A 25558-nucleotide genomic window follows, 5' to 3' on the forward strand; every position below is an offset into this window, starting at 1 on the left:
ACTTGCAGGATCGCCGAATAATGGAAGGCTCCACGTAATGGACACGGTGGACAGGCAGCTCATCCAGGCACTTCGCGAGAACGGTCGTGCCTCGTACGCGGAGCTGGGCCGTCTCGTGGGCCTCTCCGGCCCCAGCGTCACCGACCGCATCAACCGGCTGGAGACGGCCGGCGTCATCACCGGCTACCGCGCGACGGTGGCCGCGGCCGAGCTCGGCCTCGGCGTCACGGCACTGATCGGCATCTCCCTCTCCGACGCCGCCGACCACGAGGACGTGGCCCGCCGGCTGCGCGACCTCGCGGAGATCGAGGACTGCTGGTTCATCGCGGGTGACGACTCCTTCATGCTGAAGGTGCGTGCCAGCGACGTGGACGGCCTGGAGAAGATCATCCGCAAGCTGTCCGGCACCAAGGGCGTCTCGCGTACCCGTACCACCATCGTGCTCTCCACCAAGTGGGAGAACCGGGTCGGGGAACTGCCCGAGGAAGGCTGAGAGTACGGTTGGTCGGGTTGCAGGTCAGGTATCTAGAGGAGGCGACCGGCTGATGGACGCTGGGCTCAAGCGCGAGCTGGAGGAGAAGGTCCGCTCCGGCGAGCGGCTGACCCGTGAGGACGGCATCGCCCTCTACGAGTCGGACGACCTGGCCTGGCTCGGCGGCCTCGCCCACGAGGTGCGCACGCGCAAGAACGGCGACGTCGTGCACTTCAACGTCAACCGCCACCTCAACATGACGAACGTGTGCACCGCCTCGTGCGCGTACTGCTCGTTCCAGCGCAAGCCGGGCGAGAAGGACGCGTACACGATGCGCATCGAGGAAGCCGTGCGCCTGGCCAAGGCCATGGAGAACGAAAACCTCACCGAGCTGCACATCGTCAACGGCCTGCACCCGAACCTGCCCTGGCGCTACTACCCGCGCTCGCTCTCCGAGCTGAAGAAGGCGCTGCCGAACGTCTCGCTGAAGGCGTTCACGGCGACCGAGATCCACCACTTCGAGACGATCTCCGGCATGTCGGCCTCCGACATCCTGGACGAGCTGATCGAGGCCGGCCTGGAGTCGCTCACCGGCGGCGGCGCGGAGATCTTCGACTGGGAGGTCCGGCAGCACATCGTCGACCACCGCACCCACTGGGAAGACTGGTCGCGCATCCACCGGCTGGCGCACTCGAAGGGCCTCAAGACCCCCTCGACGATGCTGTACGGGCACATCGAGGAGCCGCGCCACCGCGTGGACCACGTGCTGCGGCTGCGCGAGCTCCAGGACGAGACCGGCGGCTTCCAGGTCTTCATCCCGCTGCGCTACCAGCACGACTTCGTGGACATGCAGGACGGCAAGGTGCGCAACAAGCTCCAGGCGCGGACGACGATGGCCACCGGCGCCGAGGCGCTGAAGACCTTCGCCGTCTCGCGACTGCTGTTCGACAACGTGCCGCACGTCAAGGTCTTCTGGGTGATGCACGGCGTGCAGACCGCCCAGCTCGCGCTGCAGCACGGCGCGGACGACATGGACGGCTCGGTCGTCGAGTACAAGATCACGCACGACGCGGACAACTACGGCACCCCGAACAAGCTGGGCCGCGAGGACCTGCTGGAGCTGATCCGGGAAGCGGGCTTCCGCCCGGTCGAGCGCAACACGCGCTACGAGATCATCCGCGAGTACCCCGGCCCGGACGCTGGGCTGCGCGAGACGCCGCAGGCGATGCGCGTCTGACCTCGCGGCACGGAACGACACGACGGAGCCCCGATCCGCACGGATCGGGGCTTCTTTGTGCCGGCCGGCTCGTCGTCGGGCGCTCCGGGGGTGAGGGTGAGGTCGCCGCCGTCGTCTTCCTCACGCACAACACGCACCGCCTCCAGCTCCACCGGCTGTCGGACGTGCGCTGATGGCCGCGGTGGACGAAGCGGCCCGCTCGATCGAGGGCATCGAGGCGATCCGCCTCGGCGTCCGGGGCGGACACGGCCTGGAGCACTTCTACGCGGCCTGCGGCTACAAGGAGGTCGGCCGCGTCCCCGGCGCCGTCCGGGTCGCCCCGGGCGACGACCGCGACGACATCACGATGCTGCTGCCGCTGCACTGACCCCAGCGGGCCGGAGCCGGGGTCCGGCGTGCTTCACTGGACGGGAACGTGCCGCCGTACGACCACGACGAGAGAGAAGGGGTCACCGTGTCCCTCAAGCCGAGCGCAACGATCCGCTACACCGCGATGCGTCTGGGCATCTTCGTCGGATGCCTCGTCGTCGTGTCCGGCCTGGTCCGCCTCGGCTGGGTGCCCGCCGGGCTCGGGGACGCGAACGTCGCCTGGATCGTGCTGCTCGCCCTCGTCCTGTCCGCCCCGCTCTCCTTCGTCCTCCTGCGCAAGCAGCGCGACGAGATGTCCGTGCAGATCTCCGGACGCGTCGCGGGTGCGAAGCAGAAGCTCGCCGAGAACCGCAGCCAGGAGGACGTGGCCGACGACGCGGCGCGCGTGAACTCGTAACGCCGCAGTCGCTGTAGTCGCCCCAGTCGGCACAGTTGGGTTCATCACACACCGAACCGCCCCAGCATCGGGAATGCCACCCGTAACGCTGGGGCGTTCGGCGTTTTCCGGGGGCGGCGCGGGTCCGGACGGGAGGACCTCGCGCCCGCGCACCCCTGTCTCAAAGAACGTCTTTGAGATTCTCAAAGGAGAAGTGTTAGCGTGTTCAACATGTCGACCACAGCTGCGCACTCGATGACCGCGAGCATCCTGCTCGTGTCGCGCCTGCACGTCGACCTCTGCCGCCGCGTGTCCGCGGCCTGTTGCTGTTGAGCTGAATCGATACAGCAGCGGTCCTTTCGGTCCCGGCCGGCCTTCCCCGGCTGCTGCCGCACCGTGTCACCACCGCGTCACCACCGCAGAACTTCCCCTGTCTTCGTGCGCCATCTCCGGAGAGTGTCCGTGTCCGCGACCCCTCAAGGCCCTGCCAAGGCCTCGTTCAAATTCCCCTTCTGGGCCCAGATCATCGCCGGTCTGGCCCTGGGCGTCCTCTTCGGATGGATCGCCCGCAGCCAGGACGTCAGCTGGCTCGGCACCACGCTGGAGAAGGTCGGCGACATCTTCATCCAGTTGCTGAAGCTGGCCATCGCCCCCCTCGTCTTCTTCGCCATCCTGGTGTCGATCACCAACCTGCGGAAGGTGAACAACGCCGCGCGGCTCGCCTCCCGCACGCTGCTCTGGTTCATGATCACCTCGCTGATCGCGGTCGGCATCGGCATCGCGATCGGCCTGCTCACCGACCCGGGCGCGGGCACCGGCCTCACCGCCGCCGACGGCAAGGAGCCGAAGAAGGCGGGCTCCTGGATCGACTTCCTGACCGGGATCGTGCCGACGGACATCGTCACGCCGTTCACCGAGCTCAAGGTCCTCCAGATCGTCTTCCTGGCCGTCGTCGCCGGTATCGCCGCCCTCCAGCTGGGCGGCAAGGCGAAGCCGGTCCTCGACCTCGCCGAGTCTGCCCTGGAGCTCCTCCAGAAGGCCCTGTGGTGGGTCATCCGCCTCGCCCCGATCGGCACCATCGGCCTGATCGGCACCGCGATCGCCACGTACGGCTGGGACCTCATCGGCAAGTACGCGACCTTCACCGCCGACATCTACATCGGCTGCGCGCTCGTGATGTTCGGCGTCTACCCGCTGCTGCTCGCCACGGTCGCCAAGGTCAGCCCGCTGCAGTTCTTCAAGGGCGCCTGGCCGGCCATCCAGCTGGCCTTCGTCTCCCGCTCCTCGGTCGGCACCATGCCGGTCACCCAGAAGGTCACCGAGCGCCTCGGCGTCCCGAAGGAGTACGCCTCCTTCGCCGTCCCGTTCGGCGCCACCACCAAGATGGACGGCTGCGCCGCGATCTACCCGGCGCTCGCCGCGATCTTCATCGCGCAGATCTTCGACGTGCAGCTGGGCATCAAGGAGTACCTGCTCATCGTCTTCGTCTCGGTGATCGGCTCGGCCGCGACGGCCGGTCTGACCGGCGCGACGGTCATGCTGACGCTGACCCTCTCCACGCTCGGCCTGCCGCTGGCGGGCGTCGGCCTGCTGATGGCGATCGACCCGATCCTGGACATGATGCGCACCGCCACCAACGTGGCAGGCCAGGCGCTGGTCCCGGTCATCGTCTCGGCCCGCGAGGGAATCCTGGACAAGGAGGCCTACGCGACCGCCTCGGCCTCCCCGCTGGACGAGTCCGCCCCGGTCACGCCGGAGCCGGTCCCCGTGGCCGCCTGACCCCTCCCGTACACGTCCCGCACGCGCCGCAGCCCCCGCCCCCGTCAGGGCGGGGGCTGCGGCGCGATTCAGACCGTCTGACCGCGGACGTACGCGACCGTCGCGAGCAGGAGCGGCAGCGCGAACCACCACCGGCCCATGGTCCGCCGGAACACCGGGGTGATGGTGATCAGCAGTCCCAGGAGACACAGGGAGACGGAGAGGCCCGCCACCATTCGGACGTCCTCCCGCAGACGGTCGTCGCGAGGGTCCGACTGCATGGCCAGCGCGAGGTAGCAGAGGTACACCGCGGGGACGTAGACGAGGGCGAGCGGGACTCCGAGCACCCAGCGCAGGCAGCCCTGGTCCTCGGGCAGGTCGACGTTCTCGCGGGGGAGCCTCAGCCGAGCGTCGCGATACGGACCCACGCGATCACCCCCAGGGCGGCCGGCGGGGCGAGCCACCACAGGCCCACCGTCCGGCGGACGGGCGGGAGGAGGGTGATCAGCATCGAGCCCACGCTCAGGCAGAGCGCGAGCAGGCACTCCAGTTCGGTCCCGGCGTACCCCTGGTCGTCCCATGCGCCCGCCGGCCCGTAGGCCAGGGCGTAGTAGACGACGGCGGCGTTCAGCAGGTGGACGAGCGCGAGGGGTACCCCGATCCACCAGCGGCGGTACGTCATCGCATCGCGTCCTTCACCTTGCCGAGGCTGTCGCCGAAGTCGTTGCCGTAGAACTGGGCCTTCTCCGACTTCCAGTACGGACCGCCGTTGTAGCGGGCGGCGATCTCCCGCATCTGGGCGTCGGTCAGCTGGTCGGCGGGGACGTCGCCGTAGCCGGCCTCGGCCTTGATCTGCGCGAGGAATCCGGCGGCGATGAAGGCATTCTGCCTCGGGTCCTGGAGCGACTCCTCCACCAGGGCCCGCTGATCGTCCGTGAGGTGCGCCGGGTCGTAGCCGAGCACCTCGGCGCCGCGGCGCAGCTGGATGGCGATCGGACCGAAGGAGGTCTCGTCGGGGGTTCCGCCCGCCCGGCTGAAGAGGTTCTCGGGAGTGATGGGACTGAGCGGCGAGCCGGCCAGCTGCCGGATCGTGTCGATGCCGTCGTCGACGATTCCGGGCTGACCGGCGATCTCCTTCCAGGCGATGCCCGCGACCAGTTCCTCGGGCAGCCCCGCGTGCTGGGCGGCCGCCCGGAGGATCGCCTTCTTCTGGGAGATCCAGGCCGCCTTCTCCTTGTCGCCCTCCGGCGGGTTCCAGTAGCTGTCGTCGACCTCGGGCAGTCCCGCGATCCGCGTCCGGATGTCGCGCAGCTCCGGCGACATCTCGGTGTTCCCGAGCGGCCCCGTCATCTCCCGCTTCGGACCGCTGCCCGGCAGGTGGGCCAGCGGGCTGGTGCGGGCCTCCGCCGCCTCCCGGCGGATGTCCGCCATCGCGGCGTACAGGTCGGGCCGCTTGCCACCGCCCTTCACCTGGAAGTCGGGCAGCAACTCGTACGCCTGCTTCAGCGCGTGCAGGCATGCGCTGCGCGCCTCCTGCTCGGTGGTCTTCGCCAGGTGGAAACTGCCGCCCGCGCCGTCATGGAGCCGGTTCGCCTCGTCCCGGATGTCGTCCACGTCCATCGTGGCCTCGGCCAGCCAGTCGAAGACTCCCGTCGTCGCCCGCATGTCCTCCCACTGACGCATCGGCTCCGCCTCCTGCGCGACCTTGGTGATCGCGGTGCCCTTCGTACCGATCAGTGCGGCGAGCGCCCGCTCGGAGCGCTTGCCGTTGCCGTAGTGGGACTTGGCGGTGGCCAGGGCCAGGGCGTAGGCGTTCAGCGCGCTCGCGGCCTTGTCGTAGCCCTCGGCCATGTGGGTCACCAACTGGCGGGCCTCGCCGAGGCGCCGGGTGTACGTGTGGCTTCCGTCGCTCTGCCACTGCGTACCGGTCTCCGCCCGCCGCGCGGGCTCCTCGACCTGGACGAGGAGATCGCGCAGCCGGCGGAACTCGGCGGCGTTGCGCTCGACGAGGGGCGGGTTGCACTCCTCCAGGAACGCGACGTCCTTGTGGTAGCTGAGGCCGCTCATTTGCACTCCGGCGGTACGTACTGCCCCGATTCGAGCAGGTTGTTCAGGAAGGACCGGGCGGTGCCGTCGTCCACGTGGGCGAAGCTGGTGCCGGTGGTCTTGAGACGGGTTGCCAGCCCGGCGAACAGGGCGATCGTGTCCTTGAACTGGTCGTCGGCGAACCGGGCGAAGCGGAGGGCTTCCTTCGAGACGTCCTCGTGCGCGCGGGGCGCGCGGGCCATGGTGCTCGCGTCGCCGTCCGGGCGGCCCTCGTGCAGGAGCGCGGCGATCTCGATGAGGAGGTTGGCGTTGCCGTTGATGGACTGGGCCCCGGCCAGCAGGCTGCCGGCGGGGCTGCCGCCGACCTCGGGCGCCACCTGATTGAGCCGCATGGCGGGCGACTGCTGCCCGGCCAGGGCGGCGGCCTTGTGCTGCGCCCATTCAGCGTCGAACGACATGTGGTTCCCCCCGACTTGACCCGGAACATGCCGGATCATGCTCATGCTAATACGGGGAAAACGGCACCTCGGCCGTCAGGAAAGCTTCCAGAGGCGGACGGTGGAGTCGCTGCTTCCGCCGGCGAGGGCGACGCTTGATGAAGTCCCGCGACTCCCGCGGCGTGAGCGCCTGAGCTCGGATGATGCCATAGCGCAGCTCAAGGATTCGGAGGTGCCTAGGGTCAGAGACCGGCCGTCCGTAGAACGCGCCTTCCGCCCGGCCCACCGCCGAACCGTCACCGAACTTCAGGACCTCGATCAGTCCTTCCATGCCCGCGTGGTCCTCACGGTCGGTCGGCATCACCTGGAATTCGATGTTCGGCAACTGGATGACCTCCAAGAGGTGTTCGAGCTGTCGGCGCAGCACCATTGTGCCTCCGATCGGGCGGCGGAGCGTGACCTCCTCTTGGACGAAACTGAGGGCCGGGGCGGGGGACCGCTCGAAGATGGAATGACGTGCCATGCGGCCTGATACCACCCGCTCCATCTCGTCCGGCGAATACGCAGGGCGCCACGTTCGGAACAGCGCGCGTGCGTACTCCTCTGTCTGCAACAGGCCGTGGATGTTGTGGTTGTTGTACGTGCCGATCTCGACGGCCGTGGCTTCCATCTTGGCCAAGACGCGGATCTTCCTCGGGTAGCGGACCTGTTCAAGGTCCGCCTTCATCGCCGAGATCTTGCCGCCTGCCTTCAGTACGGCGTCCGCCCTGTCCAGGTACTCGGGGCGGGGGATCCGTTTGCCCGCCTCGACCTTGCGGACCTGGTCCTCTCCGTACTGGATGGCCGCTCCGAAGTCGGCGGGCCGCATGTCGGCCGACTCGCGCCAGGCCTTGAGCTGGCGGCCCAGCGCGGCCACCACCGCCACGCCCTGTTCGTCCTCGGGGTCGACGTCCCAGCCGGGCTCTTCAGTACCGCCACTGTCCATGCTCATGCGCGCCCACCTCCGCCGCACCGAAATTCCTCAACGCTGTGTGCCCGTCGCCCGCTCCGGACAGCCAGGACAGCACCGGACAAGCACCGGACAAACGCGGGACGTACGGGCGGCGTGGCTTCTCACGGTACGCACGGACGGCCACGCTGAGTGACGTGATTCCTCAACTCGTCGACTTTCACGTCCAGCTCTCCGCGACTCCGCGCGGTGCCCGACTCGGCCGCATGCTCGCCGTCGAACAACTCCGCTCCTGGGGACTCCCCTTGGTGGCACCCGGCCAGATCATCGCCGAGCTCGCCGCGAACGCCGTGACCCACGGGCGCGTCCCCGGGCGGGACTTTCGGCTGGCTCTCACGGTCACCCCGGACACGTTGCTCATCGAGGTGTCGGATGCCCGCGGTGACCGGATCCCGGAGATCCGCGACTCGGGCCGGGGGCTCCTGCTGGTCGAAGCGCTCGCGGACCGTTGGGGCGTAAGGGAAGGGCCGGTTCCGTGCAAGGTGGTGTGGGCGGAGCTCTCCCTCGCCACCGCGTCGCGGGGCGCCGCGATCCGGGGCGCTTAGACGCATAAAGAGCCAAAGAACCGGGAGAAAGAACCAACCAACCCAACCCAACCGGTCCGCGTCGCTCGGTCGGGTGAATCGTGCCAACTGAGCTGGATTTCGGACTGGTTGGCGGGCATATGCTCGCCCCGACAACCGCAGACATGAGACGGCCCCCGGCGGGACTGCAATCCCGGTCGAGGGCCTGACCAAACAGGAAGACTGCACCTTCCCAATGGCTCTTCAGTACCCTAGCGCGCCCTCGTGCACGTCGTCCCGTGTTCGCTCCGGGACCCCCCGATCTGGTGTCATCCACGTCAACACGTGGCACAAGAGTCACTACACCGTGGTCGGCAACCACCTGCTCCAGCACCGCGAGCTGTCGGCGACGGCGATCGGGGTCGCGGTGTACATCCAGTCGCTGCCCGACGGGACCCCGGTCGGCATCAAGGCGCTCACCGGGCGGTTCCCCGAGGGGGAGATCCGCATCGGCGCCGCCCTGCGGGAGCTGGAGAGGCACGGCTACCTGGAGCGGCGGCGCGAGCGGCTGGAGACCGGGCGGGTCGTGACCCGGACGTACTCGTACAACAGGCCGGGCGCATCAGCCGGGCCGCCGCACCCGCCTCCGCCGCCTCCGCCGCCGGACCGGGAACCCGTACCAGAGCCGGAGCCCGAGCCGGACCCGGAGCCCGAGCCGGACCCGGACCCGCAGCCCGAGCCGGAGCCCGACCCGCAGCCCGAGCCCGAGCCCGAGCCCGAGGAAGTCTCCGTACCCCCCGCCCCACCTGCGGCGCAGCACCTGCATCCCGGGGCCGCCGGTGTGCTCGCCGGGCTGCGGCGGCACGACCCGCGGCTGCTGCTGGCGGAGCGGGACGTGCAGCGGCTCGCACCGGGCGTCTCGGCCTGGCTGGAGCGCGGGGCCGACCCCGATGCCATCGGGCAGGTACTGGCCGGGAACCTCCCCGAGCCCATGCGCAACCCCGCCGCCGTACTCGCGTACCGCCTCACCGCGCTGCTCCCGCCGCACCTGCCCCCGGCCCCGACGGCCCGGCGCGTCCGCCGCCCCGACCCGCTCCAGAACTGCGACGGCTGCGAACGCGCCTTCCGCGCCCCCGAACCGGGCCGCTGCCACGACTGCACACCCGACTACGGAGAGTCTGAGTACCCGCACTCAGGACCCGGACCTGCCGGGCTGCCGGCCTCGGCTGCATGAACAAGATCTACGCAGTGGCGGGAAGCGCGGCCGCCGGTGCGGTCACGGGCTGGACGGCGCAGGCTCTCTGGCTGTGGGCCATGGAGGAAGACCGGCGGAGCTCGCGGACAGCAACTCGATCTGCCTGACCCTCTACCCGCTGGCCGGGATGGCCTCCGGATGGTCCTGGCCGTGCCGGTGCTCCTGCTGGTCCTGTGCGTGTTCAACGTACGGCCGTTGGAAGCGACGGTACGGTGCCGGCCGCATTCGCCCTCCATGGACATGGGCCCGGCGCTGGTCGCCCTCAGCGCCGACCCCGGGCGGCGCCGGTACGGGCTCATCGGCATCGGGGTGCTGCTGGTGACCGGCGTCGCGCTCAACGCCAACCCGGGCACGTACTACGTCCAGGGCCGGCAGCACGTCGTCGCTTCGGTCCGGCCATCAGGAGGGCCACCAGGACGGCGAGGTCGGCCGCGCCCGGGGCGTCGTCCGCGTAACGGGTCGTCTGGAGGGGGCCCACCTCGTGCAGTACGACGCCTTCCCGTGCCAGGACGAAGCACAGGGCGAGCAGGGCCGCACGGGCGTTGCCGTCGGTGAAAGGGTGGAAGAACGCCACGTCCAGGTAGGTACGGGCGGCCCGGGCGGCCAGGGGGACGCCCCGCTCCTCGCTGTCGCGCAGACAGCGGGCGAAGTCCGCCCGAGTGTGCGACGTCAGGCGGTACCTTTCGCGGCCCCCCTTGGCGTAGGCGTCGCCCGAACGGAACGGGGCTTCGGCCGTCCCGAGCACCAGGCGCTGCCAGTGCGCCAGCCGGGCGAAGGTGAGCGGGGCCCGGTGCGCCGCGTCGCCGCGGGCGGCGGCGTAGGCCGACAGCAGCCGGTCCGCCCGGACGGGGGAGCGGCGGCGGACCGGCCCCTCGCACCAGGTGACGAAGCCGTCCGTCGACCCGGTCGACGCCTCCGGCTCCGCGCCGCCCGCGCGCGACCAATCGACCTCCCGCCGGACCCGGCACCAGTCCTCCAGCGCGTCCGCCGCCCCGGCGTCACGTGTGGTCATGGATCCGCTCCAGGTCGCCGTACTCGCGGTGGTCCCGGTAGGGCAGGTGGCCGGTGAGGGTGACGGCCAGGTCTTCCCCGACGGATTCGATCAGCTCCCTTCCGGGCCCGGTCCAGCTCTTGAACCGGCCGCCGACGGCGGCGGTCACCGCAGCGCGCGCCTCGTCCAAGGGCATGCCGGTCGAGGTGAGGAACCACTCCAGGGCCAGGTGGCACTGCCCGTACCAGCCGCTCTCCGCGCCGGTGAGGTGGAGCACCGCCGTCACGAGCCGGACCGCGGCCCGCTCCAGATGCCAGCTGCGTTCCTCGGGGGTGGCGTCCGGCGGGGGCGCCAACTCGGCGAACCGCTCGGCAAGGTATTCCAGCCACGCGCGCCACTCCAGAAGGGCGGCTACCGCGCGGGAGGCGGTCTCCTCAGGAGTGGTCACCGACTGGGACGAGAGGAACCACGCGCCGACGACACCGCCCGACGGCCCGGTCCAGTTCCAGCCGGTGGTCCACCATCCGTACCGCTCCCGGAAGATGGCATTCACCTGCCGCTCGCACCAGTTCTCGCCCGCCCACTTGCTTCCGCGCAGGGCGCGGGCCAGCGAATTTGCGCGGTGGCGGCATGCGGCCGTGGCGTGGAGCGTCCGTGAAGAAGGGGTCCAGGGGCTGGTCGGCGGCATGGGCGCTGCGTAGATTACCGGCGGTAACGCTCGTGCCGAACCGAGGAGAGTACGCCGTGGAAGCCGAGCTGAGGCTGGTCAGAGCCGTCGAGCCCGTCAAGACACTCGTCGACGGGGTGGTCCGCGAGGTGCACGTGCCCGCGCTGGCACCGGTGGCGGAGCACGGCTCGCTCGGGGACATCCCCTTCCAGAACGCCCGGGAGGCCCCCCGCGAGGCGGTACTCGCGCGCAAGGACCGGGACGGGACCTGGCGGGACGTCACGGCCGCCGAGTTCGCCGCCGAGGTGCTCGCCGTGGCCAAGGGCCTCATCGCCGAGGGGCTGCGCGAGGGCGACCGGCTCGCCATCATGGCCCGTACCACCTACGAGTGGACCCTGCTCGACTTCGCCGGATGGGCCGCCGGGCTGGTGACCGTACCCGTCTACCCGACCTCCTCCGCCCTCCAGGCCCGCTGGATCCTCCACGACTCCGGCGCCGTGGCCTGCGCCGTCGAGGACACCGCGCAGGCCCGGATCATCAGCGCCGAGCGGGCCAACCTGCCCTGGCTGACACACCTGTGGGAGCTCGACACCGGCGCGATCGCCCGGCTGGTCAAGGCCGGCGAGCACCTGCCCAACGCGGTCGTGCACGCGCGGCGGGCCGCCCGTACGCCGGACTCCGTCGCGACCCTGATCTACACCTCGGGCACCACCGGGCAGCCCAAGGGATGCGTCATCACCCACGGCAACTTCTTCGCCGAGGTCGACAACGCGGTGGAGCTGCTGCACCCCGTCTTCAAGTCCGTCAGCAAGGACCCGGCCTCCACCCTCCTCTTCCTGCCGCTGTCCCACGTCTTCGGCCGGATGGTCGCCGTCGGCTGCCTGCGGGCCCGGGTGAAGCTGGGGCACGCGCCCAGCATCAGCAGCGAGGACCTCCTCGCCGACCTCGCCGGCTTCCGGCCGACCTTCCTCCTCGCCATCCCGTACGTCCTGGAGAAGGTCTACAACACCTCCCGCGCCACCGCCGAGAAGATGGGCCGGGCGTCGTCCTTCGACCGTGCCGCGCGCATCGCGCGGCGCTGCGGGGAACTGGTCGAGGGCACGGTCCCGGGGCTCGGGCTGCGCACCGCGCGGGCCCTGTACGACCGGCTCGTCTACCGGCGGATCCGGGCCGCGCTCGGCGGCCGCGTCCGCTACATCCTGAGCGGCGGATCCCCCCTCGGCAGGCGGCTCGCCGCCTTCTACACCGGCGCCGGCATCGAGGTCTTCGAGGGCTACGGGCTGACGGAGACGACCGGCGCGAGCACCGTCACCCCGCCGCAGCGGCCGCGGCTGGGCACGGTCGGCTGGCCGCTGCCGGGCACGGGCGTACGGATCGCGGACGACGGCGAGGTGCTGCTCGGCGGGCGCCACGTCTTCGCCGGCTACTGGAACAGCGGGCAGGCCCTGCCGCCCGGCAGCTGGCTGGCGACGGGCGACATCGGCGAGCTCGACGCCGACGGCTACCTCACCATCACCGGCCGCAAGAAGGACCTGATCATCACCTCCGGCGGCAAGAACGTGGCCCCCGCGCCGCTGGAGGACTGGCTGCGGGCCCACCCGCTGGTCGGGCAGTGCATGGTGGTCGGCGACAACCGGCCGTACGTCACCGCCCTGATCACCCTGGAGCCGGACGGCCTGCTGCACTGGCGCCAGATGCACAAGAAGCTGGGCGTGCCGATCTACGAGCTGGTGCGGGACGAGGAACTGCTCGCGGACCTCCAGCGGGCGGTCGACGAGGCCAACCAGCTGGTGTCGCGCGCCGAGTCGATCCGCCGCTTCGCCGTGCTTGCGGGCGGCTTCACGGAGGCGCGCGGCCACCTGACCCCCTCACTGAAACTCAGGCGGGGCGCGATCGCCCGCGACTACCGGGACCGGATCGACGAGCTGTACCGGGGGCCGCGCGAGCGGTGAATCCCGGCCTCCGGGCCCGTCCCCGCCGTCGGCAGGCGGGAGCGGGGGAGGGAGCTTAAGGTGGGCGGAGCGGTCCGGGGGAACACCCGAGGAGGGTGCAGTGCACCGAGCCCGATCCCGATCCCGAACCTGCTCTCCTTCCGGTTTCCGTTCGCGTTCACTTTCCCTTTCCAGCGCCCGTCGCCGCCCGCGTACCTTCGCCGCCTGTGTGCTGCTCCTGGCCGGCCTCGCCGCCGCCCCGGTGCCCACGGCCACCGGCGGGGACCCGCTGGAACGTTTCCACGGGCAGCGCATCCGGTGGGGGGACTGCCCGGAGAAGCACGTGCCCGACGGGATGCGCTGCGCGACCGTCCAGGTGCCGCTCGACTACGCCGCCCCCGCCAAGGGCGTGGTCGAGATCGCCCTCGCCCGAATACCGGCCTCCGACCCCGACAGGCGCCTCGGCTCGCTCCTGCTGAACTACGGCGGCCCCGGCGGCCCGGGCATCGCAGGCCTGGCCTCCGACCCCGAGCAGTTCGCCGGCCTCGGCGAGCGCTACGACCTCGTCGCCTTCGACCCCCGCGGCGTCGGCCACAGCGAGCCCGTCTCCTGCGGCGGCTCCCAGCAGGTCACCGACGAGGCCCAGGCCGACGCCGCCGCGCAGCTGGCCGCCCTGCGCGCCGTGGTGCGGCGCTGCGAGCTGGCTTCCGGCCCGGTCCTCCCGTACATCGGGACCGTCAACGTCTCCCGCGACATGGACGTCATGCGCCAGGTGCTGGGCGACCGCAAGCTCAACTACCTCGGCTTCTCCTACGGGACCCGGCTCGCCGCCGTGTACGCCGCGCAGTTCCCGGGCAACACCGGCCGGATGGTCCTCGACGGCGTCGACACCCTCGTCGAACCGCTCGCGGAGCAGGCACTCGTCACGGCGCGCGGCCAGCAGCGGGCGCTGGACCGCTTTCTGACCTGGTGCGCCCACCGGGCGGGCTGCGTCTACGGGAGCAACACGCGCACCGCCAGGGAGAAGGTCCATGCGCTGGTGACGCGGCTCGACAAGGAGCCGCTGGTCGGCCAGGACGGCTCGTACGTGACGGGGCAGGACGCCGTCGGCTCCATCGGCGCCGCCCTGTACTCGCGGCAGACGTGGCCCGCGCTCGCCGACGCGCTCGCGATGGCCGAGCGCCACCGCGACCCGGTGGGGCTGCTCCAGCTCGGCGGGCCGATGGACCCCTCCGAACCGCACGATGCCGAGGAGGAGAGGGCCGACGGGCCCGGGACCGTGCCCGGGGACAACGCCGAGGCCGCCCTCACCGCCGTGACCTGCGCGGACGACCCGGACCGGTCGCACGACAAGGCCAGCCCGGCGGCCATCCAGAAGGCACTGGCCGACCTTAAGGGCGACTTCCTCAAGGCCTCCAAGGTCTTCGGACCGCGCCAGCTGATGACGGTGCTCTCCTGCTACGGGCGCCCCGCCGGCACCGACTTCATCCGGAAGATCGACCGCCCGGGCGCGCCGCGGATGCTGCTGGTCGGCACCCGCGGGGACCCGGCGACCCCCTACGAGTGGACGGAGGAGACGGCGAAGCGGCTGGGCTCGGCGGTCGTCGTGGACTACCAGGGCGACGGGCACACCGGCTACTCGGCCTCGTCCTGCGTACGGGAGCACGTGGACCGCTTCCTGCTCGACGGGCGGCTGCCGTCCGGGACACGGTCGTGCCCCGCCGTGGACTGACCGGCGGGGCGGCGGCCGGGATCGAGGTCCGTACGGCTGACGGCCTAGCGGCGAAGGAAGGCGGAGGGGGCACTGGCCCCAGAGGCTCGTTCCGTGCGGGATCGGTGAGGCGAAGGTAGTGACCGGCCGGCAGGAAGGTCGCTGAACGCGCAGCTCACCTTTCCGGGCCCGAAAACGCACAGGGTCTGAGCCACCCCGGGACCACCACGCACGGTGCTCCCGGGGCGGCCCCGGCCGTTCCCTGCCCAGTTGCCGCCCGTATCAGGCGGCGCGCGCCCCAAGGCTGCCCTGCAGCGTCTGCTCGGGCCTCATGGGGACGAGCGTGCTGGTGGTCGGGGACGTCGGGGAGGCACCGATGGCACTGGGGGCCAACCGGATGGCTCCCACGGCAATGGCGGCCTTGAGGAGAGCGAGGCGGTGGATGCTGGTCATGGGGTTCTCCTTCGTGCTGTGGGGAGCGGGGCCCCGGTCGGCCGCGATGCGCAGGCCGGCCTCGTGCCTCCATTGGGCCCCGGCAGCAGCCACCGCGTCACGCCACTGGATCTCGGGGCTTGACAGCGCGAGGCAGGACAGGCGCTACCGCGGCAGATCTCGCGGTCGACGGCGACGAGACGGGCCTCAGCCGCCCGACGCGATCCGGTAGGCCCCCGGCGTAGTCCCACGTCCGGCGCCGGAACGCCCGGTGAACTCCGCGATCGGCTCCCCGCTCTCCGCCAGGCCCGCGATCGCCGCGTCCCGCCACACGTGGTCCTTCAGCTGCTGGAACGAGGTCCCCTCCTGCTGGAGCCGGCGCCGCAGCGTCGCCGGGGACACCGCACCACGCGAACGCGGCGGCGACCGCCGACGCCCTGGACGCGGAGGGCTGGCTGCACACCGGCGACCTGGGGGAGCTGGACCGGTGACGGCTTCCTGCGCATCACGGGCCGCAAGAAGGAGCTGGTCATCACCTCGGCCGGGAAACCCCCAGCCCCTCCCTGATCCCGCCCAAGGGCAACAACCCGCCGTGACCCCGCCGCGCGTTCCCATGCCGCCCAGCGGACGTCCCGCCCCCGAAGCCCCCGCCCAGCCCGCACAACCCGACCGTTCCGGGCACAGGATGTCGGGTGCGGGAGGGGTGCTCCTTCCTAGCGTGAGGGGTGAAACGGAAGGAGGTCCGGGGTGCTGGAAGGGCTCAACCAGGCCATGGACCACGTCGAGGCGCGCCTCGACGGGGCGATCGACATTGCCGAGCTGGCACGGGTCGCCGTGACGTCGGAGTACCACTTCCGGCGGCTGTTCTCGGCACTCGCCGGGATGCCGCTGTCGGAGTACATCCGGCGCAGGCGGCTGACCGTCGCGGGCGCCGAGGTACTGGCCGGCGAGCGGACCCTGCTCGACATCGCCGTGCGCTACGGCTACGGGTCGGGCGAGTCCTTCGCCCGCGCGTTCCGTGCCATGCACGGCGTCGGGCCGGGCGAAGCCCGGCAGGCCGGCGCGGCCCTGCAGTCACAGCCCCGGATGTCCTTCCGACTCGTCGTCGAAGGGAGCAGCAGCATGCAGTACAAGGTCGTGGAGAAGGACGCGTTCAAGGTGGTCGGCAAGAAGGCCCGCGTCCCCCTCGTCCACGAGGGGGCGAACCCGGCCATCGCCGAGTTCATCCGGGGCATCGCACCGGACACGGTGCGGCGGATCACCGGCCTGTCCGACCAGGACCCGGAAGGGATCGTCTCGGTCAGTGACGACCTCGATCCCAGCCGGGCCGAAGGGACCGAACTGGACTACTACCACGCCGTGGTGACGGGCGCGGCCGACGTACCGCAGGACCTGGACGAGCTCCACGTTCCGGCGGGCACGTGGGCCGTCTTCGAGAACTCCGGCCCCTTCCCGCAGGCGCTCCAGTACCTGTGGCGGGACGTCTTCACGCAGTGGTTCCCGTCCAACCCGTACGAGAGCCGCCCGGGCCCCGAAATCCTCCGGGTCCGGCCGGACGAGTCCGGCGGGGCCGAGGCGGCCCTGTGGATCCCGGTCACCCGGTCGGTTACGCCGACGCGCGGCTGAACCGTACGAAGTCGGCCCAGGCTCCAGGGTTGACCGCCAGCTCCGGCCCGGCGGTCACCTTGGAGTCCCGGACGTGGACGGCGGTGGCGCAGGCCGCGACTTCGACGCACTGGCCGCCCTCGCCGTCGCTGTAGCTGCTCTTGAACCAGGCCGGAGCGGTGGTGTTCACCCTGCTTCTCCCAGCATCTTCTCGATCAAGGCGAGGGACTCGTCGGGCGTCAGCGCCTGTGCCCGGATGATCCCGTAGCGCTCGGCCATGATGCGTACCTGTTCGGCATCGGTGATCAAGTTGGGGCGCCCGTGTGCCTCGGTGTAGGCCACCTGTTGGCGACCCTTCGGGTGGAGGAGTGTGAACGAACCGCCCATCGCCGCGTGTTCACCACGCTGGAACGGAACCACCTGCAACTCCACCGTCCGCAGGCGTCCGATCCCCAGGAACCGCCGCAACTGCCCTCGGTGCACCTCCGGGCCGCCCACCTGCCGTTCCAGCAGGTTCTGGTCCAGGACGAGGCTGATGGTGGGGGACGGCCAGCGCTCGAAGATCTGTTGGCGGGCCATGCGGTCCGCAACTCGCTTCTCGATCGCCTCCTCGCTCAGGAGCGGGCGGCGCTTGGTGAAGACCGCCCGTGCGTGGTCCTCGGTCTGGAGGAGGCCCATCACGCCCTGGTGACTGAAGTCGTGGATGGCTTCGGAACGGGCCTCCGCCTCCGCGTAATCCCGGAACCAATCCGGATGCCGCGTCCGTGCCCGCTTCAGCGCCTCCCTGACCTCGGGGACGACCGCCCTCAGGACGCCCCGCGCGCCGAGGACCTCGTCCGCCCGTTCCAGCAGGTCCGGCTGCGGGGTGCGGACACCCCGCTCGATCGCGCCGATCAGGTCCTCGCCGACGTGCAGGAGCGCGGCCAGTTCCGTCTGGTGGAGATCGGCTGCCTCCCGTAACGCCTTGATCTGTTTGCCCAGGGCACGGAACAGGTGTGCTGTGCCGTCCGCCTCCACCGGGCGCTCGGGGCGTTCCTCGCGGTCTGACAGGTCGTTCATCGGCTGGTCCGCCCTCATCCGTACGGGCCGTACACGAACAGGCCGCATCCCTACGGATCACGCTCGTAGCGCCGCCGCCACTGGAAAGCGTACGGCTCCGCCACCACGCTCGGTGAGGTGACGACGTAAATCAGTGACATCCCTTGGCAGGCGGAGACGAGGGTGACGGCGAGGCCGTCCGGTCGGGCAGCCGCGGCCCTGGGGGGTGTCTGACGGATCAGGGCCGGGCCCGGCTCGCCCGGCACCGCGGCTTGCTGCGTTGTCGTCGGTCGCCGACGCTCCGCGTCGACTCCCTCCTCCGCCTTGCAATCCACGGCACCAGCCGACCCGGGCTATCCGACCCTGATCCGTCAGACACCCCCTAGCCCTCCGGGAACTCGGTGAGGCGGTTCACCTCGGCCAGGTGGCGGCTGAGGCGGTTGTCCGTGGAGCCCGAGGTGTAGAGGACCGTGCCGACGACGGCGAAGGGGAGGGAGAGCAGGAGGACGGCGATGAGGTCGGCCCAGTCGCGCTCGATGGCGCAGGTGGTGCCCTCCGCGTCGGCGTAGGACCCCCTCGTGCTCTCGTAGAAGACCCGCGAGGCGCACTCGCGGTCGTTCCGGCCGTGCTCCACGGTGTACGGGAGCAGCAACTGGCAGGCGAGCCAGAGCCAGATCCCCGAGGCGACGGCGATCAGGCCGAAGCCCCAGGTCTGCTTCCGGCTCGCCCGCGCGCGGAAGGCGGTGTCGTACACGAGTGCTCTCATCCGGCCGAACCTAACAGCCGGTGTCGGCGGGACCGGCTGGTCGCCGTAACACCGTGGTGCACGGGCACGTTTCCCGGGCGTGAGCAGCCGCCGGAGGTGCCCGCCCCCGCCGATCCGTGGTCGGCCGAGGGCGGGCGCGGGCCCGTGCCGGTGAAAGCCGTGGCCCGGGACTGGGGGTGCGGGGCAGTCCGCCTGGGAATCCGGGGGAGACGCCGTCGGCCTGTCCGTGGCGGGGCGCGGGTCAGGACTTCAGACTGAAGCCGCCCTTGACTATCTCGCTGGAGGGTGCGGGGGCCATGCACTTCGACAGGGTCTTGTCCGCCACCCCCGAGAGGCCGACCCGTGAGGGGCCGCCGTTCCTGCCTGCCACGTAGAAGCTCATGCCCAGTCGGACGTGGTCCTTCAGCATCGCCTGGAAGGGGTCCTCCGGATAGTTGGCGTCCGCCGGATTGTTGCTGGCGGCCACGATCCGTCCGGTCACGGTCGCGTTGGGGCCGCCCCTGGTCATGCAGTCGACCTCCAGCTCCGCCCAGTAGGTCCGCGACGCTCCGTCCGGCTGGGTCATCTCGTGGGAGAGGCGGAGGGTGCCCTCGGACCGGGTGGGGAACGTGCCGTCCTTGGTGAAGGCGGCGCGGGCATCGACGGTGACCCGGATGTCGTTGCCGGCCACCGGGTAGTCCAGGCGTCCCCAGCCTTTGATGTGGGCGGTGGTCTCCGCCGCCGGAGACGGCGGCGGGGCGGCGGCCGAGGCGGTGGCCGCCGTGCCGGTCAGGGCGGCGGCCAGGGCGAGCAGAGCGGCGATGCGAAGGGTCTTGCTGCGCATGGTGATGCTCCATTCGAGGAGAGGCCGGTCCTCACCGGCTCCCCTCGATCTTCGCGAGCGGCGGGGGCGCGCGCGTCCCCCGCCGGAGCGAGGTGCCTCCCCCGCATGGGGGAGGGGCCTGACTCCGAAGCAATTGGCGTGCCGTGAAGGGCCGATCCCTCACGGCGGCGCCCGCGCCCTCCTACTCGGAGGTGCCGAGCACCTCGTCCTGGTTCGCCAGAACCTGGTGCCAGGCCGACTCGTGCTGGTCGCGGGCGGTCTCGTCGTAGAACCCGGCGTGGGTCAGCCGCAGCCGCGTGCCGATCGGGTGGGGGTTGAACTCGACGGTGACCACCGTCTCGGCGCCCGCCGTGCCGCCCCGGCCCGTCACCCAGGTCAGTTCCACCAGCCGGTCGGGAACCAGTCGCAGGAAGCGCCCGTAGTGCGGATGCCTGGCCCGGGGAGCACCCGGTTCCTTCGCGAACTCCGTTTCGAAGAAGAACGGCGCGTTCACCTCGGCCGTCATCACGACCGAACCCGGCGCGGCGAACCAGCGGTCGAACTGCTCGGTCCACCCCGCGTACAGCGTGTGCTCGCCGGCGAGCATCGCACGCTCGACGGTCAGCCGGTGGGGGCGCCCCGTCAGGTCGGGGACGCGGATCGGGTCGGTGCTCATGGCACTTCACCCTAGTGACCGCGAGCCCGGCTGCCCGGGTGCGACGCGTGGCGGTGGGTGGCCGTGCTCAATTCGACTGGAGCTCCCACAGGTTGCGGGCCGGTGTCGAAGGGCGACCGCTCAGCGCTCGGGCAGGGCCCGGAGCGCGGTGCGACGGGCATGAATCCAGGGCAAAGCGGCAAGAAGGGCTGAACCGTGGGTCATTGGGGCCTTTCCGGCTAGGGTGTGGATCCCTTGTCCGTTCAGGCGTGAGAGACCGGTGAAGTCGAGACGAATGGTGCGTCACAACTGCACGGGGGACGGCGAGTCTCCTTCGAATACCTGATAGACAGTGAATATTCACGGCTCGACCAGCCGTGCACCGCTGAGGGCTCCTGGGGGGATCGCCGCACTGTGAAGCCGCTTCACCGTCACCTCGTCAACACCTCGCGCAAGGTCCTGTGCACGGCCGCCCTCGCGGCCAGCCTGACCACCGCCGCGGTCGTGACCAACCCGTCGACCGCCGACGCGGGGGAGTCCGAGCCGACCCCGGACAGCCCGCAGGCCGCCGACCGTGGTGATGCACGGCTGGACCTGCCCGGGGACGTCGCCGATCCACAGGTTCCCGCGGGCGCGACCGCCACGGAGGGGGCAAGCGGCATACCCGCGACCGCCCTCGACGCCTACAAGCGTGCCGAGCTGTCGGTGGCCGCCGCGCTCCCCGGCTGCAAGCTGCCCTGGCAGCTGCTCGCCGGCATCGGCCGGGTCGAGTCCGTGCACGCCTCGGGCTACGGGCTGAAGGTCGACGGGTACACCGAGAAGCCGATCCGCGGTCCCCGTCTCGACGGCAACGGCTTCGCGGAGATCCGCGACACCGACAAGGGCGAGTGGGACGCGGACACCGACTACGACCGGGCCGTCGGCCCGCTGCAGTTCATCCCCTCCACCTGGAAGACCTGGGGCGCCGACGGCAACGGCGACGCCAAGCGCGACCCGAACAACATCTACGACGCGGCGCTGGGCGCGGGCCTCTACCTGTGCGCGGGCGACCGGGACCTCTCGGACCCGGCCAAGCTCGACTCGGCGATCCTCAGCTACAACAACTCCCGCGAGTACGTGAACACCGTGCTCGGCTACATGCGGCAGTACCAGGACGGCGGCGCCGCCGAGGTGCCGAACCCGCCGGTGGGCAACTACCCGACGCAGCCGCCGGGCACCCGGCCCACCCCGCAGCCGCAGCAGCAGAAGCCGGCCCCGAAGCCCACGCCCACGCCCACGCCGACGCCGACGCCGACCCCCACGCAGACCCCGACGCCCACCCCGACCCCGACTCCGGCTGCGCACCTGACGGAGCTGTCGGTGCTCGGCGGCGCCGGTCTCACGGCCGAGGCCGGGGCGGCGTTCGCCGAGGTCCCGCGGGTCAAGGCGGTCCTCAGCGACGGCAAGCCCGCCGTCGGGCAGGAGGTCGTCTTCGCGGTCGAGAGCGACACGACCGGCGGCACCGGCTTCCCGCAGGCTCCGGCGAACTCGCTGGTGGTCAAGACGGACGCCCAGGGCATCGCGGCCGCGCCCGGCCTCAAGGCGGGCGCCAAGGAAGGCACCTTCTCCCTGCGGGTCTCGGCCTACGACAAGGCGGGCCGGCTCACGGTGACCTTCACCGGCAAGGTGACGGCGAAGCCGTTCGCCGACCGTCTGGCCCGCCCTGAGGGTTCCAAGCCCCTGGAGGCGCTCGCCGGTACGAGCGTCAAGGGCGTCGAGGTGCTCGCGACGGCCGGCGGCAAGGCCGTGGCGGGTACGGAGACCCGCGCCGACCTGGTCGCGAAGGACGCGGACGGCAAGTGGGTCCCGGTGGACCCGGCGACCGCGAAGGGCCCGTACTTCAAGGACGCGGCCGGCAAGAAGACCTTCAGCCTGCCGCTGCTCGTGGCGGGCGCCGACGGCAAGATCGTCCTGCCGGAGCTCTTCACCGACGCCGACCTCCCCGCGGGGACGTACTCCCTGCGGCTGATCACCCCGCAGAACGTGACCCTGGTCCTGGACATCAAGATCACGGCCCCGGCTGCGACGCAGGCTCCGACTCCGACTCCGGCCCCGGCCGAGCCCGGCAAGCCCGCCTGACGCCAACGACCTGGGGCCCGCACCGTGCGCACACGGTGCGGGCCCCAGGTCGTACCCGCCAGTGCCCGCCCGCACCCGCCGCCCCATCCAGGACGGGAAGGGCAGGAGGCAAAAGGCAGGAGCCCCGCCGCTCTGCTCGCGCAGAGGTGACAGGGCTCCTTGGGTACTGCTTATCCAACCGCGATTAGGTTGGCCCAGGCGACTAGGCCGGGGTGACGTTCTCCGCCTGCGGGCCCTTCGGACCCTGCGTGACGTCGAAGTTCACCGTCTGGTTCTCCTCCAGGGAGCGGAAACCAGAGGCGTTGATCGCGGAGTAGTGGACGAAGACATCCGGGCCGCCGCCGTCCTGGGCGATGAAGCCGAAGCCCTTTTCAGCGTTGAACCACTTCACGGTTCCGGTAGCCATGAGCCCTCCTATGGGCCAAAGGGTCGCCCTGCTCCAGAACCTGCTAAGAAGTCTGAAAACTACAAAAGCCTGCGGGTCACATTCTCCGCAGGCCTCGTACTGCAAGGGAAACCAAACTGCAACTTGCGTCGAGCCTAGCACGCACCCCGCGGCCGAGACCAGAGGGAAAGATCACGTCACCCGGACGTTTGAGACCCGTCGGAAGGCTGACGCAGATACGGGGGCTAGTCTCGCGATGTGGACGTCTATCGCAGCCGGCCCCGCGTCGGCCACATCCAGTTCCTGAACTGCTTGCCCCTCTACTGGGGGCTGGCCCGAACCGGCACGCTGCTGGACCTGGAGCTGACCAAGGACACCCCCGAGAAGCTCAGCGAGCGCCTCGTCCAGGGGGACCTGGACATGGGTCCGATCACCCTCGTGGAGTTCCTCCGCCACTCCGACCAGCTCGTCGCCTTCCCCGACCTCGCGGTCGGCTGCGACGGTCCCGTGATGTCCTGCGTGATCGTCTCGCAGGTGCCGCTGGAGCAGCTCGACGGCGCCCGCGTCGCCCTCGGCTCCACCTCTCGTACGTCCGTACGCCTCGCCCAGCTACTGCTGGCGGAGCAGTACGGGGTCCGGCCCGACTACTACACCTGCCCGCCTGACCTGGGGCTGATGATGCAGGAGGCGGACGCGGCCGTACTGATCGGCGACGCCGCGCTGCGCGCCTCCCTCCACGACGCCCCCCGGCTCGGCCTGGCCGTGCACGACCTGGGGCAGATGTGGAAGGAGTGGACCGGGCTGCCGTTCGTCTTCGCCATCTGGGCCGCCCGCAAGGACTACCTCGCCCGCGAGCCCGTCGTCGTGCAGAAGGTCCACGAGGCCTTCCTCGCCTCCCGGGACGTGTCCCTGGAGGAGGTCACCAAGGTCGCCGAGCAGGCGGCCCGCTGGGAGGCCTTCGACGCCGAGCTGCTGGAGCGGTACTTCACGACGCTCGACTTCCGTTTCGGGCCGGAACAGCTGGCCGGCGTAAGGGAATTCGCACGCCGTACCGGACCGACGACCGGGTACCCCTCGGATGTGAGCCTGGAACTCCTGAGCGCGGCCGTCCCGGAACACTGACCGGTTTACCGGGAATTCCCGCGCTTTTCGCGTTTCCGTATCCGCAAGGGGAATGCGTAGAGGGGTGCGGCATCCGGTACGGCATCCCTTCTCCTGCGCGGCAGGCCCAGGGCACCCCCTAAGGTGCTGCTTGGCGAGATCAAGGATCTCGGGGGGGACGGCGCGGGAAACGGGGCTCGGGAGATGGGGAACGCGATGCAGCCGCTCGAAGCCGGTGAGCCGCGGACCATCGGCGCGTACCGGCTGCTCGGCCGGCTCGGCGCGGGTGGCATGGGCCGGGTCTACCTGGGGCGCAGCGCCGGTGGCCGGACCGTCGCCGTCAAGATCGTGCACCCGCACTTCGCCGCCGACGAGGAGTTCCGGGCCCGGTTCCGCCGCGAGGTCGAGGCCGCCCGGCGGGTCGGCGGCGAGTGGACCGCGCCCGTGCTCGACGCGGATCCGGAGGCCCCGGTGCCGTGGGTGGCCACCGGGTACGTGGCGGGCCCGTCCCTGGACCGGGCGCTGGCCGCGCACGGGCCGCTGCCCGAGGCCTCGGTACGGGCGATCGGCGCGGGGCTGGCCCGGGCCCTGGTGGCCGTGCACGGGCTGGGCCTCGTACACCGGGACGTGAAGCCGTCGAACGTCATGCTGACCCTCGACGGGCCCCGGCTGATCGACTTCGGGATCGCCCGGGCCACGGACGGCACGGCCTCGCTGACCTCCACCGGGGTCTCCGTCGGCTCGCCGGGCTACATGTCGCCCGAGCAGATCCTCGGCAAGGGGGTCACCGGGGCGTCCGACGTGTTCTCGCTGGGGGCGGTACTGGCCTTCGCGGCGACCGGGTGCCCGCCCTTCACCGGGGACAACTCGGCGACCCTCCTCTACAAGGTCGTCCACGAACCGCCCGAGCTCGGCGCGGTCCCGGCCGGGCCGCTGCGCGACCTGATCGAGGCCTGCCTGGCCAAGACGGCCGCCGGCCGGCCCGCCCCCGAGGCGATCGCGGCGGCCCTCGACGGTGCCCTGCTCGCTCCGGGCTGGCTGCCCGCGCCCCTGGTCGAGGAGGCCAGCCGGGCGGCGGTGGCCCTGCTCGACCTGGACGTGGCGGCCGCGGAGAGCCCCTCGGGCCCGGTCCCCTTCACGACCCCCTCGTACGCGGGCGGCCCCGGGTTCGGCCCGGCGGACCCCTCGTACGCGACCGGCGGCGGTCCCTACGGCCGTCCCGCCGGGACCGCGGGCGGCGCGGTCCCGTACCCCCGGACCGCGCCGGACGTATCCGACGGGCGCCGGGTCAGCGTGAGCGCCGCGGGGCGGCGGTTCAGCTGCACCCTCGTGCTCGCCGCGGCCGCCGTGCTGGCCGGGCTCTCCGGCGGGCTGTACGGGATGGGTCTGCTGCCCGGGCAGGGGGACGCGGGGCGGGACCTCGCCGACGGCAGCACGCGGCCCTCGGCCGCGGCCTCCTCCGCCCCGTCGCCGTCGGCCACCCCGAGCGGGAGCGCCACGCAGGTCCCCAAGGGGACCCGTGACGACGTCCCCAAGGAACTCACCGGCACCTGGAAGGGCACGATCACCACGACCCGGATGGGGGTCTCCAGCGAGTTCGAGATCACCATCAAGGGCGGCAAGGTCGGCGAGGTCGTCGCCCGGGACAAGTCGGTCCTGGCCGTCCTCGGCACCGACTGCAGCGGTGACTGGAAGCTCGCCTCCGCAACCGACCGTTCGCTCGTGCTCGACACCGCGGGCGGCCCCAACCCGGCCCCCGGGATCTGCTCCAACGGCTCCGCCAACGAGCAGTTCACCCTCAACGAGAAGGGAACGCTGCACTACAAGTCGGGCGACGGGCCGGCCGGAAACCCCGAGGGCGACCTGACCCGCAGCCCCTGATCGCCGCCGACGG

27 protein-coding genes and 1 pseudogene are annotated in these 25558 nt (G+C 71.2%); 13 read left to right on the plus strand and 15 right to left on the minus strand.

Annotation, left to right across the window (positions count from 1 at the left end; all coding sequences use genetic code 11):
- Positions 1–37 precede the first annotated feature (37 nt).
- The 5 genes and pseudogenes from ACFYOB_RS29520 (at position 38) to ACFYOB_RS29540 (ending at position 4233) form a co-directional block, all read left to right on the plus strand.
- A complete protein-coding gene (locus ACFYOB_RS29520; RefSeq protein WP_031145086.1) occupies positions 38–493 on the plus strand; it encodes an Lrp/AsnC family transcriptional regulator in 456 nt (151 codons plus the stop codon).
- Between the two features lie 52 nt (positions 494–545).
- Positions 546–1709 (plus strand): aminofutalosine synthase MqnE, encoded by a 1164-nt coding sequence (mqnE, locus tag ACFYOB_RS29525; RefSeq protein WP_388564683.1) that lies wholly within the window; start codon positions 546–548, stop codon positions 1707–1709.
- A 65-nt stretch (positions 1710–1774) separates the two neighbouring features.
- Positions 1775–2076 (plus strand): annotated as a pseudogene (locus ACFYOB_RS29530) (GNAT family N-acetyltransferase); the annotation flags it as partial.
- 87 nt (positions 2077–2163) lie between these two features.
- Positions 2164–2475, plus strand: coding sequence for a DUF4229 domain-containing protein (locus ACFYOB_RS29535; protein ID WP_388564685.1), 312 nt, complete (start codon positions 2164–2166; stop codon positions 2473–2475).
- Positions 2476–2910: 435 nt separating this feature from the next.
- Positions 2911–4233 carry a dicarboxylate/amino acid:cation symporter gene (locus ACFYOB_RS29540; RefSeq protein ID WP_388564688.1) on the plus strand — a complete coding sequence of 441 codons (1323 nt, stop codon included), beginning with the start codon at positions 2911–2913 and terminating at the stop codon, positions 4231–4233.
- 68 nt (positions 4234–4301) lie between these two features.
- Here ACFYOB_RS29540 and ACFYOB_RS29545 read toward each other — a convergent pair whose 3' ends face one another.
- The 5 genes from ACFYOB_RS29545 to ACFYOB_RS29565 are packed head-to-tail and all read right to left on the minus strand — an operon-like array spanning position 4302 to position 7686.
- Positions 4302–4640 (minus strand): hypothetical protein, encoded by a 339-nt coding sequence (locus ACFYOB_RS29545; protein ID WP_388564691.1) that lies wholly within the window; start codon positions 4638–4640, stop codon positions 4302–4304.
- Entirely contained in the window at positions 4613–4894 is a 282-nt protein-coding gene (locus tag ACFYOB_RS29550) for a hypothetical protein (protein ID WP_388564694.1), read from the minus strand. The genes ACFYOB_RS29545 and ACFYOB_RS29550 overlap by 28 nt, the downstream gene beginning before the upstream one ends.
- Positions 4891–6279 (minus strand): hypothetical protein, encoded by a 1389-nt coding sequence (locus ACFYOB_RS29555; protein ID WP_388564697.1) that lies wholly within the window; start codon positions 6277–6279, stop codon positions 4891–4893. Before ACFYOB_RS29555 ends, ACFYOB_RS29550 begins: the two co-directional genes overlap by 4 nt.
- Positions 6276–6716 (minus strand): hypothetical protein, encoded by a 441-nt coding sequence (locus ACFYOB_RS29560; protein WP_388564699.1) that lies wholly within the window; start codon positions 6714–6716, stop codon positions 6276–6278. Before ACFYOB_RS29560 ends, ACFYOB_RS29555 begins: the two co-directional genes overlap by 4 nt.
- A 46-nt stretch (positions 6717–6762) precedes the next feature.
- Complete coding sequence (locus tag ACFYOB_RS29565) at positions 6763–7686, minus strand: helix-turn-helix domain-containing protein (RefSeq protein ID WP_388564702.1); 924 nt, start codon at positions 7684–7686, stop codon at positions 6763–6765.
- Between the two features lie 224 nt (positions 7687–7910).
- Between ACFYOB_RS29565 and ACFYOB_RS29570 the strand changes: the two genes are divergently transcribed.
- Both ACFYOB_RS29570 and ACFYOB_RS29575 read left to right on the plus strand, forming a co-directional pair.
- Positions 7911–8249: an ATP-binding protein gene (locus ACFYOB_RS29570; protein ID WP_388564921.1), complete on the plus strand. Its 339-nt coding sequence runs from the start codon at positions 7911–7913 to the stop codon at positions 8247–8249.
- Positions 8250–8574: 325 nt separating this feature from the next.
- Positions 8575–9441, plus strand: coding sequence for a helix-turn-helix domain-containing protein (locus tag ACFYOB_RS29575; protein WP_388564705.1), 867 nt, complete (start codon positions 8575–8577; stop codon positions 9439–9441).
- Positions 9442–9796: 355 nt separating this feature from the next.
- Here the strand turns inward: ACFYOB_RS29575 and ACFYOB_RS29580 are convergent, their stop codons facing one another.
- Positions 9797–10474 (minus strand): Fic family protein, encoded by a 678-nt coding sequence (locus tag ACFYOB_RS29580; protein ID WP_388564707.1) that lies wholly within the window; start codon positions 10472–10474, stop codon positions 9797–9799.
- Positions 10461–11141: a hypothetical protein gene (locus ACFYOB_RS29585; protein WP_388564710.1), complete on the minus strand. Its 681-nt coding sequence runs from the start codon at positions 11139–11141 to the stop codon at positions 10461–10463. The genes ACFYOB_RS29580 and ACFYOB_RS29585 overlap by 14 nt, the downstream gene beginning before the upstream one ends.
- Positions 11142–11197: 56 nt before the next feature.
- Here ACFYOB_RS29585 and ACFYOB_RS29590 point away from each other — a divergent pair, with 56 nt between their 5' ends.
- Together ACFYOB_RS29590 and ACFYOB_RS29595 are read left to right on the plus strand one after the other, a co-directional pair.
- On the plus strand, positions 11198–13072 hold the full coding sequence (locus tag ACFYOB_RS29590; RefSeq protein WP_388564713.1) for an AMP-dependent synthetase/ligase: 1875 nt from the start codon (positions 11198–11200) through the stop codon (positions 13070–13072).
- A gap of 208 nt (positions 13073–13280) precedes the next feature.
- Complete coding sequence (locus ACFYOB_RS29595) at positions 13281–14783, plus strand: alpha/beta hydrolase (protein ID WP_388564717.1); 1503 nt, start codon at positions 13281–13283, stop codon at positions 14781–14783.
- 261 nt (positions 14784–15044) lie between these two features.
- On the opposite strand, the gene ACFYOB_RS29600 is transcribed toward ACFYOB_RS29595, so the two are convergent.
- Positions 15045–15215, minus strand: a complete 171-nt coding sequence (locus ACFYOB_RS29600) for a hypothetical protein (RefSeq protein ID WP_388564721.1) — start codon at positions 15213–15215, stop codon at positions 15045–15047.
- 186 nt (positions 15216–15401) lie between these two features.
- Positions 15402–15596 carry a hypothetical protein gene (locus tag ACFYOB_RS29605; protein WP_388564724.1) on the minus strand — a complete coding sequence of 65 codons (195 nt, stop codon included), beginning with the start codon at positions 15594–15596 and terminating at the stop codon, positions 15402–15404.
- A 345-nt stretch (positions 15597–15941) separates the two neighbouring features.
- Here ACFYOB_RS29605 and ACFYOB_RS29610 point away from each other — a divergent pair, with 345 nt between their 5' ends.
- A complete protein-coding gene (locus ACFYOB_RS29610) occupies positions 15942–16820 on the plus strand; it encodes a GyrI-like domain-containing protein (protein WP_388564727.1) in 879 nt (292 codons plus the stop codon).
- On the opposite strand, the gene ACFYOB_RS29615 is transcribed toward ACFYOB_RS29610, so the two are convergent.
- The 5 genes from ACFYOB_RS29615 to ACFYOB_RS29635 form a co-directional block, all read right to left on the minus strand.
- A complete protein-coding gene (locus ACFYOB_RS29615) occupies positions 16801–16989 on the minus strand; it encodes a DUF397 domain-containing protein (RefSeq protein ID WP_388564729.1) in 189 nt (62 codons plus the stop codon). The genes ACFYOB_RS29610 and ACFYOB_RS29615 overlap by 20 nt on opposite strands.
- Positions 16986–17858, minus strand: coding sequence for a Scr1 family TA system antitoxin-like transcriptional regulator (locus ACFYOB_RS29620; protein ID WP_388564731.1), 873 nt, complete (start codon positions 17856–17858; stop codon positions 16986–16988). The genes ACFYOB_RS29615 and ACFYOB_RS29620 overlap by 4 nt, the downstream gene beginning before the upstream one ends.
- A 361-nt stretch (positions 17859–18219) precedes the next feature.
- Complete coding sequence (locus ACFYOB_RS29625; RefSeq protein WP_388564733.1) at positions 18220–18603, minus strand: hypothetical protein; 384 nt, start codon at positions 18601–18603, stop codon at positions 18220–18222.
- 241 nt (positions 18604–18844) lie between these two features.
- Complete coding sequence (locus ACFYOB_RS29630) at positions 18845–19426, minus strand: hypothetical protein (RefSeq protein ID WP_388564735.1); 582 nt, start codon at positions 19424–19426, stop codon at positions 18845–18847.
- Positions 19427–19607: 181 nt separating this feature from the next.
- Positions 19608–20081 (minus strand): SRPBCC domain-containing protein, encoded by a 474-nt coding sequence (locus ACFYOB_RS29635; protein ID WP_388564738.1) that lies wholly within the window; start codon positions 20079–20081, stop codon positions 19608–19610.
- 393 nt (positions 20082–20474) lie between these two features.
- Here ACFYOB_RS29635 and ACFYOB_RS29640 point away from each other — a divergent pair, with 393 nt between their 5' ends.
- Positions 20475–22178 (plus strand): hypothetical protein, encoded by a 1704-nt coding sequence (locus ACFYOB_RS29640; RefSeq protein ID WP_388564741.1) that lies wholly within the window; start codon positions 20475–20477, stop codon positions 22176–22178.
- A 202-nt stretch (positions 22179–22380) separates the two neighbouring features.
- On the opposite strand, the gene ACFYOB_RS29645 is transcribed toward ACFYOB_RS29640, so the two are convergent.
- Positions 22381–22584, minus strand: coding sequence for a cold-shock protein (locus ACFYOB_RS29645; protein WP_030012116.1), 204 nt, complete (start codon positions 22582–22584; stop codon positions 22381–22383).
- A 237-nt stretch (positions 22585–22821) separates the two neighbouring features.
- Here ACFYOB_RS29645 and ACFYOB_RS29650 point away from each other — a divergent pair, with 237 nt between their 5' ends.
- Together ACFYOB_RS29650 and ACFYOB_RS29655 are read left to right on the plus strand one after the other, a co-directional pair.
- Positions 22822–23685 carry a menaquinone biosynthetic enzyme MqnA/MqnD family protein gene (locus ACFYOB_RS29650; protein WP_388564744.1) on the plus strand — a complete coding sequence of 288 codons (864 nt, stop codon included), beginning with the start codon at positions 22822–22824 and terminating at the stop codon, positions 23683–23685.
- A gap of 195 nt (positions 23686–23880) precedes the next feature.
- The gene (locus ACFYOB_RS29655; RefSeq protein ID WP_388564747.1) at positions 23881–25545 is read left to right on the plus strand and encodes a serine/threonine-protein kinase; all 1665 of its coding nucleotides are present in this window, start codon (positions 23881–23883) and stop codon (positions 25543–25545) included.
- Positions 25546–25558: the final 13 nt, after the last annotated feature.

Source organism: Streptomyces sp. NPDC006463 (genome assembly GCF_042870715.1).
Lineage (GTDB): Bacteria > Actinomycetota > Actinomycetes > Streptomycetales > Streptomycetaceae > Streptomyces.

Excerpts from the sequence above, each read along its gene's own strand:
- ACFYOB_RS29645 (WP_030012116.1), bottom strand. The coding sequence starts at position 22,584 with ATGGCTACCGGAACCGTGAAGTGGTTCAACGCTGAAAAGGGCTTCGGC.
- ACFYOB_RS29565 (WP_388564702.1), bottom strand. The coding sequence starts at position 7,686 with ATGAGCATGGACAGTGGCGGTACTGAAGAGCCCGGCTGGGACGTCGAC.
- ACFYOB_RS29635 (WP_388564738.1), bottom strand. The coding sequence starts at position 20,081 with ATGAGCACCGACCCGATCCGCGTCCCCGACCTGACGGGGCGCCCCCAC.
- ACFYOB_RS29560 (WP_388564699.1), bottom strand. The coding sequence starts at position 6,716 with ATGTCGTTCGACGCTGAATGGGCGCAGCACAAGGCCGCCGCCCTGGCC.
- mqnE (WP_388564683.1), top strand. The coding sequence starts at position 546 with ATGGACGCTGGGCTCAAGCGCGAGCTGGAGGAGAAGGTCCGCTCCGGC.
- ACFYOB_RS29655 (WP_388564747.1), top strand. The coding sequence starts at position 23,881 with ATGCAGCCGCTCGAAGCCGGTGAGCCGCGGACCATCGGCGCGTACCGG.
- ACFYOB_RS29555 (WP_388564697.1), bottom strand. The coding sequence starts at position 6,279 with ATGAGCGGCCTCAGCTACCACAAGGACGTCGCGTTCCTGGAGGAGTGC.
- ACFYOB_RS29520 (WP_031145086.1), top strand. The coding sequence starts at position 38 with ATGGACACGGTGGACAGGCAGCTCATCCAGGCACTTCGCGAGAACGGT.
- ACFYOB_RS29600 (WP_388564721.1), bottom strand. The coding sequence starts at position 15,215 with ATGACCAGCATCCACCGCCTCGCTCTCCTCAAGGCCGCCATTGCCGTG.
- ACFYOB_RS29580 (WP_388564707.1), bottom strand. The coding sequence starts at position 10,474 with ATGACCACACGTGACGCCGGGGCGGCGGACGCGCTGGAGGACTGGTGC.
- ACFYOB_RS29570 (WP_388564921.1), top strand. The coding sequence starts at position 7,911 with ATGCTCGCCGTCGAACAACTCCGCTCCTGGGGACTCCCCTTGGTGGCA.
- ACFYOB_RS29585 (WP_388564710.1), bottom strand. The coding sequence starts at position 11,141 with ATGCCGCCGACCAGCCCCTGGACCCCTTCTTCACGGACGCTCCACGCC.
- ACFYOB_RS29630 (WP_388564735.1), bottom strand. The coding sequence starts at position 19,426 with ATGCGCAGCAAGACCCTTCGCATCGCCGCTCTGCTCGCCCTGGCCGCC.
- ACFYOB_RS29550 (WP_388564694.1), bottom strand. The coding sequence starts at position 4,894 with ATGACGTACCGCCGCTGGTGGATCGGGGTACCCCTCGCGCTCGTCCAC.
- ACFYOB_RS29625 (WP_388564733.1), bottom strand. The coding sequence starts at position 18,603 with ATGAGAGCACTCGTGTACGACACCGCCTTCCGCGCGCGGGCGAGCCGG.
- ACFYOB_RS29620 (WP_388564731.1), bottom strand. The coding sequence starts at position 17,858 with ATGAACGACCTGTCAGACCGCGAGGAACGCCCCGAGCGCCCGGTGGAG.